We start from the raw sequence: 13,910 nt of genomic DNA on the forward strand, positions 1-13,910 counted from the left end.
TGCCTGATGGTCCGAGGTGCCTGCATCGCGAGCAAGCCCGCTCCCACAGAAAGCAGACTTGCTGTGTACTCTGAAGCCGATCATCTCGGCGTGGGAATAAACGCCACACTGCCGCTCTCACGTTTTTGAAACAGCCGCTCGCCATTGTCCGGCTGTGTAGTGATCACCTGATGATCCGCGCCCAGGTAAGCCAGTGGCGTCGGGTCGTCTTTGGTGTACTGCGCGACGATAATCGTGTGGCGAGGGTCGAAGCCCTGGCCGCTGGTTTTTTCCAGCCAGGCCATCAACGCGGCGCTGTCGCCCTGGCGTGGGAAGTCTTGGGTTTCACTGACGTAGTAGAACGGCTTGCCGCCATTTTGGAGGTACATCGGCAGCTTGTTATCGACCTCCACCAGCACCATCTGCCAGTGGTTCCACGGTGCGCTTTTGACGGCTTCGGCTTTTACATCCTCAGCGAAGCGGGTTACGCCGCCGTTGCCGGTGGTCCAGGGGTAGATCACGCCAAGCACCAACAGCAGCAAGCCTGCGGTGATGCCAAACGCCTTCTGCCAGCGCGGCCAACTGGCGGGCTTTTTGTGCAGGCGTTCACTCAGCCACCAGGCGCCAAGCAATTGCGCAAATGGCACCAACGGCAGCACGTAGTAGCTGCGGCGGCTGCCACTGGCGGTGAAGAACACAAACAGCAGGCCCAGGCCCCACACCAGCCAGCGCACATTGGCGGGCGTATGCTTCCAGTTGCGCAGCGCCAGCGCCACGCCGAGCAGCCAGCACGGTGCCCATGGCAGGGTATAGGCGGGCAGGTAAATCAGGTAGGTGTAGATCGGCCCCATGTGGTCGAACGGGTCGAAGAAGCGCACGACGTTTTCCTTGAACACCAGTTCAAGGCCGCTCTCGCCGTAGGTCGGCGCGCCATAGATGTGCGACAGCACAAAGGGAATCGCATAAAACGCTGCGGCAATCAGCACCGCCAGCAACAGGCGCAGGTTGAGGTGGCGTTTGTAGCGCTGCTCGCTGAGCAGGTGCGGCAACAGCACCAGGCCCGGCAGCACAAAGCCGATCAGGCCTTTGAACAGCGACGTCACCGCCAACAGCAGAAAGAATACCGTGTAGCGCCCGAGCCGGGTGTCATCCGGCCCGCGCCAGTACCACCACACCGCCGCCAACACGCCACACACGGTGAGTATGTCCGCCGTGGCAACCCGGCCCCAGAACAGAAAGTAGAAGGTGGTGGCGAGCATCCAGCCGGCAATCAGCCCGGTGCCTTTGCGGTATAAACGTTCGCCGATCAGGTAGACCAGCCAGATGCTCAGCCAGGCTGCAAGCACCGATGACAGGCGCAGCGACCACGGCCCAAGCCCGCCCATCAGGCCGGCTGACGCGGTGATCAGCCAATAGGAGGGCAGGGGTTTATCGTAGTAGGCGCGCCCTTGAGGAACGGGTCGAAATAGTCACCGCTTTGCAGCATCTGCAAGGCGATGTTGGCCCAGCGGGTTTCCGGGCCCCACAAGTCGCGACTGCCCAGCCCCAGCAACAGCAGCACTGCCGAGACGCTCAGCAACAACACCAGGGCGCCGCGTTCGGTTTTCCAAAAGCTCATGGGTGGTTCTCATGGCAGGCGTAACGTTAGGGAAGCTTGGGGTAAATAATCAGTAGCAGGGCGCCCTTGCGATAGCGTGTGCCGCCCGCTGGCAATTGCCCTTCTTCGCGATGCTCGCTGGTGCTTTTGACGCGCATCAACACCCCGACCGAACCCTGTTGGCGAGCCTCGGCCAACCACGGCTGTACGCTTTCCAGGCTGACCTTGCGATGCTCCGCGTCTGCATAGTTGAGGCCGTAGCTCAGCTCGCCTTCGGTGTCATAAAACGCGACGTCAGGCCGACGCAGGCGCCAGGCCAATGCGGCGGCTGAGCCCAACTCATTGCTGATCAAAGCATGGGTTTGTTGCAGTTCATCCAGATGTTCAAGCACGAACTGATCGGGCATTTCGGTCGCGGTGATCGCGTGCGGCATGCCCGCCGGCAGCAGCGCCACCAGCAAGCCGATACCCAGCGCAGGCATGGCCCACAACGTCAGCGGGCGCACGGCTTGCAGCAAATTGACGAGTATCCAGCCGAGCAGCACGATAAAGCTCAGCGACAGGCTGAACATTTCAGCATGGCTGTTGCCGTACAGCGGTTTGTCGATTTGCAGGTAGATCAATGTCGCCATCGCGCCGGCGCCAATCACGAAGTTGAGCAGGCCGTTGATGCGCAGCGAACGTGTTTCGCCGCGGCTGATCAGGTCGATCAACGCGTGCCCCATCAGCAGCGCCAAGGGCAGCAGGCACGGCATGATGTAGGTGGGCAGCTTGCCGTTACTCAGGCTGAAAAAGCCCAGCGGCAGCAGCAACCACAGGGCGAGGAAGACAATCGCCGGTTGGCCTTTGTCTTTCCATATTTTGAGTAACGTACTTGGCAGCAGGCCGGCCCATGGCAAGCACGCGACCACCATGATCGGCAGGAAGAACCACCACGCGCGTGCATGTTGTGCATTGCTCGCGGAGAAGCGGCGGATATGTTCGTGCCAGAAAAAGAAGCGCCAGTAGTCCGGTTCCTGCAGATGAATCGCCCACACCCATGGCAGGCAAATCAGCAGCGCCAGCCCAATCGCCAGCGGGCCGTAGCGCAGCAGTTCAGCCAGCCGACGCTGCCAGAGCATGTACGGCACAGCGATCAGCACGGGGAGCATCCAGGCCAGAAACCCCTTGGTCATAAAGCCCATGCCACAGGCCACGCCCAGCGCCGCCCATGCGCCCATACGAGCCCGAGGCGTGCGGCTGTCGAGGGCAAACCACAGCGCAACCAGGCTGAGGTTGACCCAGAAGGTGAACTGCGGGTCGAGGTTGGAATAACCCGCTTGGCCGGCCACCAGCCCAAAGCTCATGTAGAGCAGGGCGCAGGCAAAACTTTTGCGAGGGTCGTTCCACAGCCGCCGCGCGATGAGGTAAGCCAGCACGACGCTGAGGCCGGTGGTCAAGGCCGAGGCGATGCGCACGCCGAACAGGTTTTCACCGAACACCGCCTGGCCGAGTGCGATCAACCAATAGCCGGCGGCGGGTTTTTCGAAGTAGCGCACGCCCATAAAGTGCGGTGCGACCCAGTTGCCGCTCAGCAGCATTTCCTGGCTGACTTGGGCATAGCGGGTTTCATCCGGTATCCACAAACCGTGCAGGCCCGTAGGCAATAGATAAAACACGGCGAAGGCGAGTAGCAATAGCGGTAACGGTTTTAATCGGGTCATGAAAACGCCGCTCCTTGACGTTCAATGGGTAAGAATGAGTGTGTAAAAGTAATAGCGCAAAGAATCAAAACGTTCACTAAGTGGCTGAAAGTATTCATGTCATGCTCAAGTAACGGGCGCAGTTAAACATGCCAGAAGAGGGCTGTCGTTTTGCTGAACATGGGAGGGGGCAAACGTTAAAGAATGTAACTACAAGGTCTTCATGACGGCAGCCCACGCCTGGCTGTTCATGATGCCGAGCGTCTCGAACTTACCGTTGGCCAGCACCCGTACGAACAAGGCACTGCCGTAATCGGGGAACGTGGCGTGGGGGAAACCCAAGCTCTTTTCGAAGTCCGCAATGCAGCCGCTGTGGGTGACAAATACCAGGTTGCGCCCCGGCTGTTTGTGGCTGAGCAGTTCTTCGCCGATGGCCGCGCCGCAAATGGCCTGCTGGCTCGACGTGAACTCGGCCTTGCCGAACATGAAGTGCGAGGTCTGTGCCGTGCGCAGGACGGGGCTGGCGAGCACGTCGCTGTGCTCCATGCCGAGCTTGATGAATGCCTTGCCGAGCGCTTCGGCATGTTGGCTGCCTGACACCGTCAAGCCATCGAGTGGGCCGAGGCAGGGGTTGCTTGAGCGATCGCAGCGCTCTTCATGACGCACCAGCACGATCACATCACCATCGCGCCAACTGGGCAGCACCTGCGAGGTCAGCAAGCGATTGCCGATGCCCAGGTCACGCGGCGATGACGGCCATAGCAGAAAACCGGTGAGCAGCAGGGCAATCACCACGAGGCCTGCGCACCACGTTCGCAGCCGCTTGAAATAGCGCCGGCGCGAGCGCGGTTTAATCAAGGTTACGTCAACCACATCATTCACCATGGGCACTGTCGGCAGTGTTTTATTAAGTAGGCGCAACGCGTGAGGGATGCCAATAATCGGGCAAAAGCCTGTCACAGGGCTGCTGTCTTTTCGCTGAACATGCGACGGTTAAACAGTCTCGTCAGTGGCAACTAACAGGTTGCCGGTTATCCACGCTTGGTGGGCAATTTAGAGTGACGCGGGTGGGCAAGCAGTGAAATCCATGTGAAAAATTTGCGTGCTCTCAACGGTCAGCCGTTATTCTCACGTGGAGTCCTTAACACGAGCGTTCTTATGTTGCAGGTGCACAATGTGCTTAAAAGCTACGCCACCCCGCAGGGCCCGTTGACGGTGCTGGCGGGCGTCGACTTGTGCCTGAATGAGCGCAGCAGCCTGGCGCTGATGGGCGAGTCGGGCAGCGGCAAGAGCACGTTGCTGCACTTGGTGGCCGGGCTCGATCGGGTAGACGGCGGCAGCATCCAGGTCGGCGAGCAGCGCCTCGACCAATTGAACGAGGCGCAACTGGCGCATTGGCGCCGCACCGAAATCGGCCTGGTGTTTCAGCAGTTCAACCTGATCGGCAGTTTGCGCGTCGACGCGAACCTGGCGTTCCAGGCACGGCTGGCTGGGCGCTTTGATCCGCAGTGGCAAGCGCAATTGGTCGAACGCCTGGGCCTGGGTGACTTGCTCAAGCGGTATCCCGAGCAACTGTCAGGTGGCCAACAGCAGCGGGTCGCCGTGGGGCGCGCGTTGGCGTCGCGGCCCGGCTTGTTGCTGGCCGATGAACCGACCGGCAACCTCGACGAAGCCACCAGCGATGAAGTGCTGCAACTGCTGCTGGACCTGTTGCGCGACAGCCCCACCAGTCTGTTGATGGTCACGCACAGCCCGCGTATCGCCGCGCGCCTCGACCAGCAAGTGGTGTTGCACCGCGGCCGTGTTGTGCCTGCGGACGCGCGCTGAAATGGCGGTATTTTATTGGACGTTACGTGCGCTGCTGAGCCATTGGCGGCGCCACCCTGTGCAGTTTTTCAGCGTGCTGACGGGCCTGTGGCTGGCCACCGCGCTATTGACCGGGGTGCAGGCGCTCAACAGTCAGGCGCGGGACAGCTACGCACGCGCCAGCCAACTGATCGGCGGTGAACCGCAAGCCAGCCTCAGTGCGCCGGACGGTGCCAGTTTCCCCCAAGCGCTGTTTGCCGAACTGCGCCGTGCCGGGTGGCCGGTGTCGCCAGTGGTGCAGGGGCGTTTGGTGCTGCAGGGGCACGAAGAGCAACGCCTGCAATTGATGGGCATTGAACCGCTGTCGTTGCCCGGCAGCGGCGCGGTGGCGGGGCAACAGTTGAGCCAGGCGCAGATGCTCGGGTTTTTTGAGCCACCGGGGCGCACCTGGATAGCGCCGCAAACCTTGCTGGCGTTGGGGCTGCACGCGGGTGACCAACCGCTGACCGCGAGCGGGCAGGCGCTGCCGCCGTTACAGGTTCAGCCGGACATGGCCCCCGGCCTGTTGCTGACCGACATCGGCTTTGCGCAACCGTTGCTGCAGATGCCCGGGCTGCTCTCGCGCTTGCTGCTCGACAAGGCGTTTGCCGCCACGCATCCCACGCCACCGGCTGAACTGCAGCTCAAGCAGGGCGAGGACAATAACCTCTCACGCCTCACCGAAAGCTTTCACCTGAACCTTGATGCGCTGGGTTTTCTGTCGTTTGTGGTGGGGCTGTTTATCGTCCACGCGGCCATTGGCCTCGCGCTGGAGCAACGCCGTGGGCTGCTGCGCACCCTGCGTGCCTGCGGGGTCAGCGCGCGCATGTTGATCCTCAGCCTGGGCGTCGAACTCGGTGTTTTGTCGTTGCTCGGCGGCGTGCTCGGCGTTGCCAGCGGTTACCTGCTGGCCAGCCTCTTACTGCCGGATGTCGCCGCCAGCCTGCGCGGCTTGTATGGCGCCGAGGTGCCGGGCCAATTGAGCCTCAGCCCGTGGTGGTGGAGCGCCGGGTTGGGGTTGAGCCTGCTTGGCGCAGTGCTCGCCGGGGCCAGTAGCCTATGGCGGGCGGCGCGCTTGCCGCTGCTGGCGCTGGCCAACGCGCAAGCCTGGCACGAGGCGCACGGGCGCTGGTTGCGGCGCCAAGGCTGGGTGGCGTTGACGGCGCTGGTGATTGCGGTGCTGGCGCTGTACGTCGGCGACAGCCTGGCCGCAGGCTTTGTGCTGATGGCGAGCTTGCTGCTGGGCGCGGCGCTGGGCCTGCCGGTGGTGCTCAACGGCGTATTGACGGCAGTGCTTGGGCGCAGCCGTTCGGTGCTGGGCCAGTGGTTTCTGGCGGACTGTCGCCAACAGTTGCCGGCCTTGAGCCTGGCGCTGATGGCATTGCTGTTGGCCCTCGCGGCGAATATCGGTGCGGGCTCGATGACCTCGGGTTTCCGCCAGACCTTCAATAATTGGCTGGAACAACGCCTGACGGCCGAGCTGTACCTGAACCCGCAAAACCCGCTGCAGGCTGAGCAACTCGGCAGCTGGTTAGCGCAGCAACCACGGGTGCAGGCGGTGCTGCCTGCCTGGCAGGTCGCGGTGCAATTGCAAGGTTGGCCGGCGGATGTATTCGGCGTGGTCGACGACCCCACCTATCGCCAACACTGGCCGTTGCTTGAGGCCGCCAGCGCACCCTGGGATCAGTTGCTGCAAGGCGACACGGTGATGCTCAGCGAGCAATTGGCGCGGCGTTTGAAGGTGCAATTGGGTGATGTGGTCAACATCCCCACGCCGCAGGGTAGTTGGTCGCCCAAACTGGTGGGCATCTACGCCGACTACGGCAACCCCAAAGGCCATCTGCTGGTGCATTCGCAACACCTGTTGGCGCACTGGCCGACGCTGACCCCCGCGCGTTTCAACCTGCGCGTACTGCCGCAAAACGTAGCGCCGCTGGTGCGTGAGGTGCAGCGTGTGTTTGCCCTGGAAGACAGCCGCATCGTCGATCAACAGCAACTCAAGGGTTGGTCGAGCCAAGTGTTTGAGCGCACCTTCGCCGCCACCGCCGCCTTGAACAGCCTCACCCTCGGCGTCGCCGGTGTGGCGCTGTTTATCAGCCTGTTGACGCAGAGCCAAAGCCGCCTCGGTCAACTCGCCCCGCTGTGGGCGCTGGGTGTGACGCGGCGGCAACTGATGCTGCTTAACCTCGGCCAAACCTGGCTGCTGGCGGTGTTGACGCTGGTACTGGCGTTGCCGCTGGGGCTGCTGCTGGCGTGGTGCCTGGACGCGGTGATCAATGTGCAGGCGTTCGGCTGGCGCCTGCCGTTGCAGGTGTTCCCGTGGCAGCTTGCGCAGTTGTTGGGGCTGGCGCTGCTGGCGACCTTGTTGGCCTCGGCGTGGCCACTGTGGCAGTTGTACCGCAGTCGCCCGGCGGATTTGCTGAGGACCTTTGCCAATGAAGATTAAACCGCTGTTGTGGGCGGCAATATTGCTGCTCACGGCGTGTGACAAAGTGCCCGCGCCGCAAGAAAGTTTTGCCGGGCTGGGCAGCGATGCCGCGGACTTTACGCAGGTAGTGCCCGGCAAGGTGTTCAGCTTTCCCGAGGACCACGGCCCGCATGCCGGCTTTCGCATCGAATGGTGGTACGTCACCGCCAACCTCAAAGACGCGCAAGGCAATGTATTCGGCGTGCAATGGACACTGTTCCGCAATGCCTTGAAGGCCGCCCGACGCAACCCGGTTGGCACGACTCCACCGTTTGGCTGGGCCATGCGGCCGTCACCTCGGCCACCCGGCATTACGCCGCCGAACGCTACGCGCGAGGCGGCGTTGGCCAGGCGGGTGCCCAAGCGCTGCCCTTTAACGCGTGGATCGACGATTGGAATTTCGCCACGCGCGCGGGTGCCGCGAGCCCGTTAGCGGATATGCAGCTCAAAGCGGCTGGCGCGCAATTCGCCTACGATTTGCACCTCACCTCCAGCCGGCCGCTGGTGCTGCAAGGCGACCACGGCTACAGCCGCAAATCCGACCAGGGCCAGGCGTCGTACTACTACAGCCAGCCGTCTTTTACGGCGGCCGGTAGCGTCAGCATCGACGGCAAAACGTACCAGGTCAGCGGCCCCGCGTGGCTCGACCGCGAATGGAGCAGCCAACCCCTGGCGGCCAGCCAAACCGGTTGGGACTGGTTCTCGCTGCACCTGGACGGTGGCGAGCAATTGATGCTGTTTCGCGTCCGGCAAAAAGACGGAGCGGGTTACCTGACCGGCACCTGGATCGACCAGCAAGGGCACACACAGACCTTGCACAATGCCGACATCCAGCTCACGCCCTTGGCCACCACCCGCATTGAGGGGCGCGAAATTCCGACGCGCTGGTCGCTGAAAATTCCCGCCAAACAGTTGAATATCACCCCCCAGGCGGTCAACTCAAAGGCGTGGATGAACCTGAGTATTCCGTACTGGGAAGGGCCGGTGCAGTTTGAGGGCGGTGCGGGGTATTTGGAGATGACAGGGTATTAACGCGCTTTTTTGGCAGGCATTTATTTAAAATAAATACTGTACATTCATACAGTCATGTTTTAGAGTTTATCCCAGGTGACCGGATGTCACCTGAGCTTTACTTTTTAACTATGGATGGATAAAAAATGAAATCGAAAAAAGCCCTGTTGCTGGGCGCGGCCATGATGGCCGCAAGCTTCACATCGGCCTTTGCCCTGGCCGAGCCACCGCTGCCTAAACTCAGTACTGATAAGGTCAATCAAGCTGTGCTTGACGCGCTTAAATCGGGCGGCACGCTTGTGCCGGCAAAGGTCTCGGACGCGTTTCGGCAAAAACTCCTGGACGCCAAAAACGGCAAGGCTAAAGCCGTTGCAAAGGCGGCTAAATCTGCGCCCTTCAACACCGCCGTCGGCGAGCTGAAAAAAACAGACCAGGCGCAGTTGCAAGCTGCGGCCAGCGCCGCCTTTGAACCGCTGTTCCCGACCCTCGATATCAACACCCTCTACACCATCACTGAAGTGCAAACGGGCCAGGAATTTCCGTACCACTTCAACCTGCCGCAAAACGCTCGGGTATTGGTGCAATTGGTCGATCAGAGCGCCGGCGCCGATATGTCGCTGACCCTGTTCCGTGATGATGGCCAGGGCAACCTGGAAGTGGTTGCCAGCTCCGACAACGCCGGCAATGCCGATGAGTACCTGAGCGGCGTCCTGCCTGCCGGGGATTACTACTGGTACATGGTGGCCAAGACCGCGAACAACGCGCAGTTCAGTTTCGGCGTGGCGGTGGACACCAACATCGATGCGTTTGAACCCAATGACACTGCGCAAACCGCGTTCGTGCTGCCGGACTCGATGAACAAAGTCACCGGCAACCTCGACAACGCCGATGACGTTGATTACTTCGACTTCAAGGCGGTGCGCGGCCAGAGCGTGAGCATGTACCTGGCGGGTGACGCGAATGGCAGCCGCAACCAGTGGATCTTCGACCGCTTCGACGGCGCCAACTGGATTACCGTGCCGGCCGGTTCGAGTTCGACCTACCCGAGCGTAACGCCCGGCAGCACAGTCAAGGTGCGTGTGCGTGCCAACCCTGAGGTGGCGCAAGACCCAACCTTGCACTACCAATTGAGCCTGGGCTCTACGCCACGTTTGAATACGAGTAACGTCAAGGGTGACAACATCGTGCGTGTGCCGGTGAGTGAAATGCCGCTGGCGACACAAACCGGGCGTGTGCTGAATTGGTCGACTCAATGGTCGGACTCGACCGGTGCGCCGTTGCTGGGCGTCACGCCGCTGCTGCGTGTTGACAGCCACTTCATCGACCTCAACTACCGTTGGGTTGACTACACGGCGACCACCAACAGCGCGGGTGTGTCTTCGGCCACTGCCAATATCGGCACCTGCGTGGGTGATTTCCGTACGGTGATCGACGATAGCAGCACCGGTGTGCCTTACAAGTGGGCGACCACGTATAACCAGGGTGGCTGGCGTATCGAGCTGGCGGAGTTCCCGGGTGTGGGCGTGGGGGGCAACAATGTGGAGTACGTTAGCCTGGGGCATATTTGCACTCAGAGCATCATCCGTTGATGGGATGAAGTAAGAAGGGGCAGCCTGTGTAGGCTGCCCCTTTTTTTGTGTGGCTGTGGTGAGCATCCCTGTGGATGCTTCCCGCGCTGTGCACGGCGCTGTTGCGTGGGTTCAAATCAGCGGGTCCCAGCGTTGCGACCAGTCACTTTCGGCTTTGACCACGTCGCGCAGCAACCCCAGTGCTTGTTGCAATACGGCTGAATCGCGTGCGCGTGAGTACACCAAGTAGGTTGGGAAACTGAATTCCGGTGCCTTTGGTACGCGTTGCATCACGCCGCTGTCGAGGTAGCTTTGCACCACCCGCGTGCGGAAATACCCGGCGCCGCCGTTCTCCAGGATGTACTGCAACGCCAGTGGGCCGAGGTTGAAACTCAGCGCGGCGCGGGCTTTTTCGGGCAGGGCGGCATCGTGCTGTTGGCGAAAACCCTGGCCCCAATCGATGTACACGTACGGGGCCGGCTTGCTGACCAATTGCACCAGGATCAGTTTTTCTTCGAGCACTTGCTCGACCTGCAACCCCGGCCAGTAGTGCGGCTGAAACACCAGGGCAGCGTCCAGCGCACCCAGTTCCAGTTGGCGCAGCAGGTAGTCACCTTCGCGCACTTCGGTGCGCAGCGCATGCCCCGGGATGTGTTCGCGCAGTGCCTGAGCCCAGCCGAGCATCAACGGGTTACACAGGCTCACCTCACCGCCGATATGCAGCACATTGCGGCAGCCTTCGGGTAACGGCAGGTCGCGCCGCGCGGCCTCCCAGGTTTGCAGTAACTGGTTGGCGTACACCACGAAGGCCTCGCCATCGGCGGTCAGCCGTGCACCGGCGCGGTTGCGCACAAACAGCGTGCTACCCAGCTGACTTTCGAGGTTTTTAACGCGCGCAGTGATGGCGGTCTGGGTGACGTGCAGTTTCTCGGCCGCCGCGGCCAGGCTGCCGCAGCGGGTGATTTCGAGGAAGGTGCGTGCCAGTTCGATGTCCATGAAGCCCCCAGGAATGAATGCGGCACATTGTAGCGGCCGGGTGTTGAAGGAGGCTCAAAAAAACGCTGAGACGCTGGCTGCCGATAGCGTGGAAGCGTCAACGCGGCCTGTGGTTTCAGCGCGATGAGCGCGTAACCGGCGGTTATTCCCAACTGCCGAGGTCGAGGCAGCGCGTGGCGGCTGGCGGCTGCTTGCCATTCACCAGAAAATCAGCCACCCATCGGTTAACACACCCGGCGGCTGCGGCACCGGGCCGCGTCGGCTCCTTGAGCAGCAATTGCTCGACGCCGCTGGCCGGCGGCTCGGCGTGCCCGGCGTTGACCAACACCATGCGTGCAACACGCTCGGAAAACAGCGCGGCGTAGCGGCTGCCAATGCGCGTAGCGTCAGCGTTACCGAGGTAGTTCAGCCGTGCCTCACCCAGTTGCTTGCGCACAAACTCCATGTCGAACGCGGCCTGATCAACGCCGCCCTCGCGGCTCAGGTCACGGGCGCTCAGTTCGATAACGTCATAGCGGTTAGTCAATGTGCGATAGGCCTGCGTGGCGTAGGACTCCCAGCGGCTGACCAAGTGGACGACAAAGGTTGCGCCTTGACCTTTTTGCGGCTCGCCGGCCTGAATAAATACCACCCCTTCACGGCTGAGCGGGTCACGCGCGCCAACACGGGTCATGGCCAGGCGCACATTGCCGCGCTTGGGCGCGGCATGGTCGCGAGGCACGTTGACGCTGCCGCACTGGGTTCGGTCGAGCACCTCGGGGTCCGGCCGTTCGAAATCGGGGAAGGGGCAGTCCAGCAGCCAGTCAATGGCAGTGGGCGCAATCAGCGGTTCGGCCAGCGCGCGGCCAGCCACTAGCCATAGGCAGAGGCACGCCAAGCTTCCTACAATCACGCAGGGTTTCATCAAGAGGTTCCGGGCAGCCGTATGAAGGCGGCTTTTTACCAAGGACCCAGGGTCGAAGAATGTAGGTTTATTAAACGCTTTGTGTAGGAACTTGGAGTTTTGCTATTCGACGCGCGCATCCCAGCCGCCACCCAACGCCTTGTACAGGGCAATACTGGCTTGCAACCGCGACAGTCGCAGTTGCACGTTCAAGTCTTGCGCCGCGTAGAGCGTGCGTTGGGTTTCGAGCACCGTGAGCATGTCTTCGGCGCCCGCCTGGTAGCGGCTTTCGGCGATCTGGAAGGCGGTTTGCGCCTGTTGCAGCTCTTCGGCCTGCCATTCGCGCTGCTGGTCGAGGCGCGTGATGCTGCTGAGCGACTTCTCGACATCGGCAAAGCCATTAATGATTGCGCCGCGATACGTCTGTAGCAGTTCGTCCTGACGGGCGCGGGCCTTGTCGCGTTCGGCGCTTAAACGGCCATTGTTGAAGATCGGCGCCACCAGGCCCGAGGTCAGGCTGTAGAACGGGCTGCGCAGGATTTCTTCAGCCTTGTAGGCACCCGAACCAAGGGTCGCGCCCAAGGTCACGGTGGGCAGCATCGCCGCGCGGGCCACCGCGACGTCGGCGCTGGCCGCGGCAAGCTGCGCTTCGGCCTGTGCCAGGTCGGGGCGACGGCTGAGCAACTGGCTGGGCACGCCGGGGCCAATGCTCGGCCAGGTCAGTGCCTGGAACGGCTCGGTGCCCAGGTTCAGCGCCTGCACGGGCTGGCCGAGGAGGGCGGCGAGGGTGATCAGTGATTCTTCAGCCAGTTGCTGTATCAGCGGCAGTTGCCGCTCTTGGCTGGCCACCAGACTTTTCTGTTGGGCCAGTTCCAGGGCGGTGGCTGCGCCTGCACCGTAGCGGGTTTGCACCAGGTCGAGCACAGTGCGCGCATTCGCAAGGTTCAGCTCGGCGATCTGCCTGCGCTGGCGCGCGGCGAGGGTTTGCGCATAGCGGTCGGCCACGTTGCCGAGCAGCGTCAGTTCCACCGTCGCCTGGTCGAACTGGCTGGCGCGCAAGGTTTGCACGGCGCTGTCGCGAGCGGCGGCGCGGCCACCCCAGAAGTCCAGCTCATAGCTGGCGGTGAGGTTGGCGCCGAAGCTGTCGACGGTGTTGTTGCCCTCTGTGGCGTCGAGGTCCGAATTGCCGCTGCCACGCAGCAGCTTTTCACGGCTGGCGGTCAGGTTGAATTTGACCTCGGGCAACAACGGCGCACCGGCTATCACCGCGCTGGCTTGGGCCTGGCGAACGCGTGCCATGGCGGCGGCCACGTCATGGCTGTCACGTCGCGCCTGGTCGATCAGGCGATTGAGCTGCGGGCTGGCAAACTGCGTCCACCAGCGCTGGTTGGTCGCGTCGGCGGCGTTGCGCTCGGCGTATTGCCACGCGGCGGGCGGCGCGATGCCGCTGTCGTTGGCCGCTGGGTTAGCGCTGCAGGCATTGAGCAACAGGCACAGGCCAAGCAGGCTCAGGTGCGGTGTGACGGAGGGTTTATTCACTGGTCAACGCCTTAACCGGATCGAGCCGGGCAGCTTTACGGGCCGGCATAAAGCCGAATACGACACCGGTGACCAGCGCGCAGCCAAACGCGCCAAGCACGGCCACCAGAGAAAACTGCACCGCCACCTCGGCCAGCACCAGCACGCCGCCCACCAGCAGCGCCAGGGCAATACCGCACAGGCCGCCGACTACCGAGAGCATCACCGCCTCGGTGAGAAACTGGCGCAGAATGTCGCGCTGGCGTGCCCCGGTGGCCATGCGGATGCCAATTTCGCGGGTGCGTTCGCGCACGGTCATCAGCATGATATTCATCACGCCGATGCCGCCCACCAGCAGCGAAAT

9 protein-coding genes and 2 pseudogenes are annotated in these 13,910 nt (G+C 62.2%); 4 read left to right on the forward strand and 7 right to left on the reverse strand.

Going from position 1 to position 13,910, the window contains the following annotated elements; translation table 11 throughout:
- Positions 1–80: 80 nt before the first annotated feature.
- The 3 genes and pseudogenes from F0169_RS12005 to pmrG all read right to left on the reverse strand — a co-directional run bounded on the left by F0169_RS12005 (position 81) and on the right by pmrG (position 4,143).
- Positions 81–1,597: pseudogene (locus F0169_RS12005) on the reverse strand (ArnT family glycosyltransferase).
- Between the two features lie 26 nt (positions 1,598–1,623).
- Positions 1,624–3,279, reverse strand: a complete 1,656-nt coding sequence (gene arnT, locus F0169_RS12010) for a lipid IV(A) 4-amino-4-deoxy-L-arabinosyltransferase (protein ID WP_152746651.1) — start codon at positions 3,277–3,279, stop codon at positions 1,624–1,626.
- Between the two features lie 189 nt (positions 3,280–3,468).
- Positions 3,469–4,143, reverse strand: coding sequence for a lipopolysaccharide core heptose(II)-phosphate phosphatase PmrG (gene pmrG, locus F0169_RS12015; protein WP_122250325.1), 675 nt, complete (start codon positions 4,141–4,143; stop codon positions 3,469–3,471).
- A 273-nt stretch (positions 4,144–4,416) separates the two neighbouring features.
- Here pmrG and F0169_RS12020 point away from each other — a divergent pair, with 273 nt between their 5' ends.
- The 4 genes and pseudogenes from F0169_RS12020 to F0169_RS12035 all read left to right on the forward strand — a co-directional run bounded on the left by F0169_RS12020 (position 4,417) and on the right by F0169_RS12035 (position 10,170).
- Entirely contained in the window at positions 4,417–5,085 is a 669-nt protein-coding gene (locus F0169_RS12020; RefSeq protein ID WP_122250324.1) for an ABC transporter ATP-binding protein, read from the forward strand.
- 1 nt (position 5,086) lies between these two features.
- Positions 5,087–7,549, forward strand: coding sequence for an FtsX-like permease family protein (locus tag F0169_RS12025; protein ID WP_122250323.1), 2,463 nt, complete (start codon positions 5,087–5,089; stop codon positions 7,547–7,549).
- Positions 7,539–8,602: pseudogene (locus F0169_RS12030) on the forward strand (lipocalin-like domain-containing protein). Before F0169_RS12025 ends, F0169_RS12030 begins: the two are co-directional and overlap by 11 nt.
- 125 nt (positions 8,603–8,727) lie before the next feature.
- Positions 8,728–10,170, forward strand: a complete 1,443-nt coding sequence (locus tag F0169_RS12035) for a hypothetical protein (protein ID WP_152746652.1) — start codon at positions 8,728–8,730, stop codon at positions 10,168–10,170.
- Between the two features lie 111 nt (positions 10,171–10,281).
- Here F0169_RS12035 and F0169_RS12040 read toward each other — a convergent pair whose 3' ends face one another.
- From F0169_RS12040 to F0169_RS12055, 4 genes are all read right to left on the reverse strand, one after another.
- Complete coding sequence (locus F0169_RS12040; protein WP_122250320.1) at positions 10,282–11,145, reverse strand: LysR family transcriptional regulator; 864 nt, start codon at positions 11,143–11,145, stop codon at positions 10,282–10,284.
- A 142-nt stretch (positions 11,146–11,287) separates the two neighbouring features.
- Positions 11,288–12,049, reverse strand: a complete 762-nt coding sequence (locus tag F0169_RS12045; protein ID WP_152746653.1) for an alpha/beta hydrolase family protein — start codon at positions 12,047–12,049, stop codon at positions 11,288–11,290.
- A 102-nt stretch (positions 12,050–12,151) separates the two neighbouring features.
- Entirely contained in the window at positions 12,152–13,567 is a 1,416-nt protein-coding gene (locus tag F0169_RS12050; RefSeq protein ID WP_058412794.1) for an efflux transporter outer membrane subunit, read from the reverse strand.
- On the reverse strand, positions 13,560–13,910 hold a 351-nt coding region (locus F0169_RS12055), incomplete at its 5' end, for an FtsX-like permease family protein (protein WP_152746654.1). The genes F0169_RS12050 and F0169_RS12055, both read right to left, overlap by 8 nt.

Source organism: Pseudomonas kitaguniensis (assembly GCF_009296165.1).
Taxonomy (GTDB): Bacteria; Pseudomonadota; Gammaproteobacteria; order Pseudomonadales; family Pseudomonadaceae; genus Aquipseudomonas; species Aquipseudomonas kitaguniensis.

Coding starts and splice junctions, on each gene's coding strand:
- F0169_RS12020 (WP_122250324.1), top strand. CDS start 4,417: ATGTTGCAGGTGCACAATGTGCTTAAAAGCTACGCCACCCCGCAGGGC.
- pmrG (WP_122250325.1), bottom strand. CDS start 4,143: ATGGTGAATGATGTGGTTGACGTAACCTTGATTAAACCGCGCTCGCGC.
- F0169_RS12035 (WP_152746652.1), top strand. CDS start 8,728: ATGAAATCGAAAAAAGCCCTGTTGCTGGGCGCGGCCATGATGGCCGCA.
- arnT (WP_152746651.1), bottom strand. CDS start 3,279: ATGACCCGATTAAAACCGTTACCGCTATTGCTACTCGCCTTCGCCGTG.
- F0169_RS12025 (WP_122250323.1), top strand. CDS start 5,087: ATGGCGGTATTTTATTGGACGTTACGTGCGCTGCTGAGCCATTGGCGG.
- F0169_RS12045 (WP_152746653.1), bottom strand. CDS start 12,049: ATGAAACCCTGCGTGATTGTAGGAAGCTTGGCGTGCCTCTGCCTATGG.
- F0169_RS12040 (WP_122250320.1), bottom strand. CDS start 11,145: ATGGACATCGAACTGGCACGCACCTTCCTCGAAATCACCCGCTGCGGC.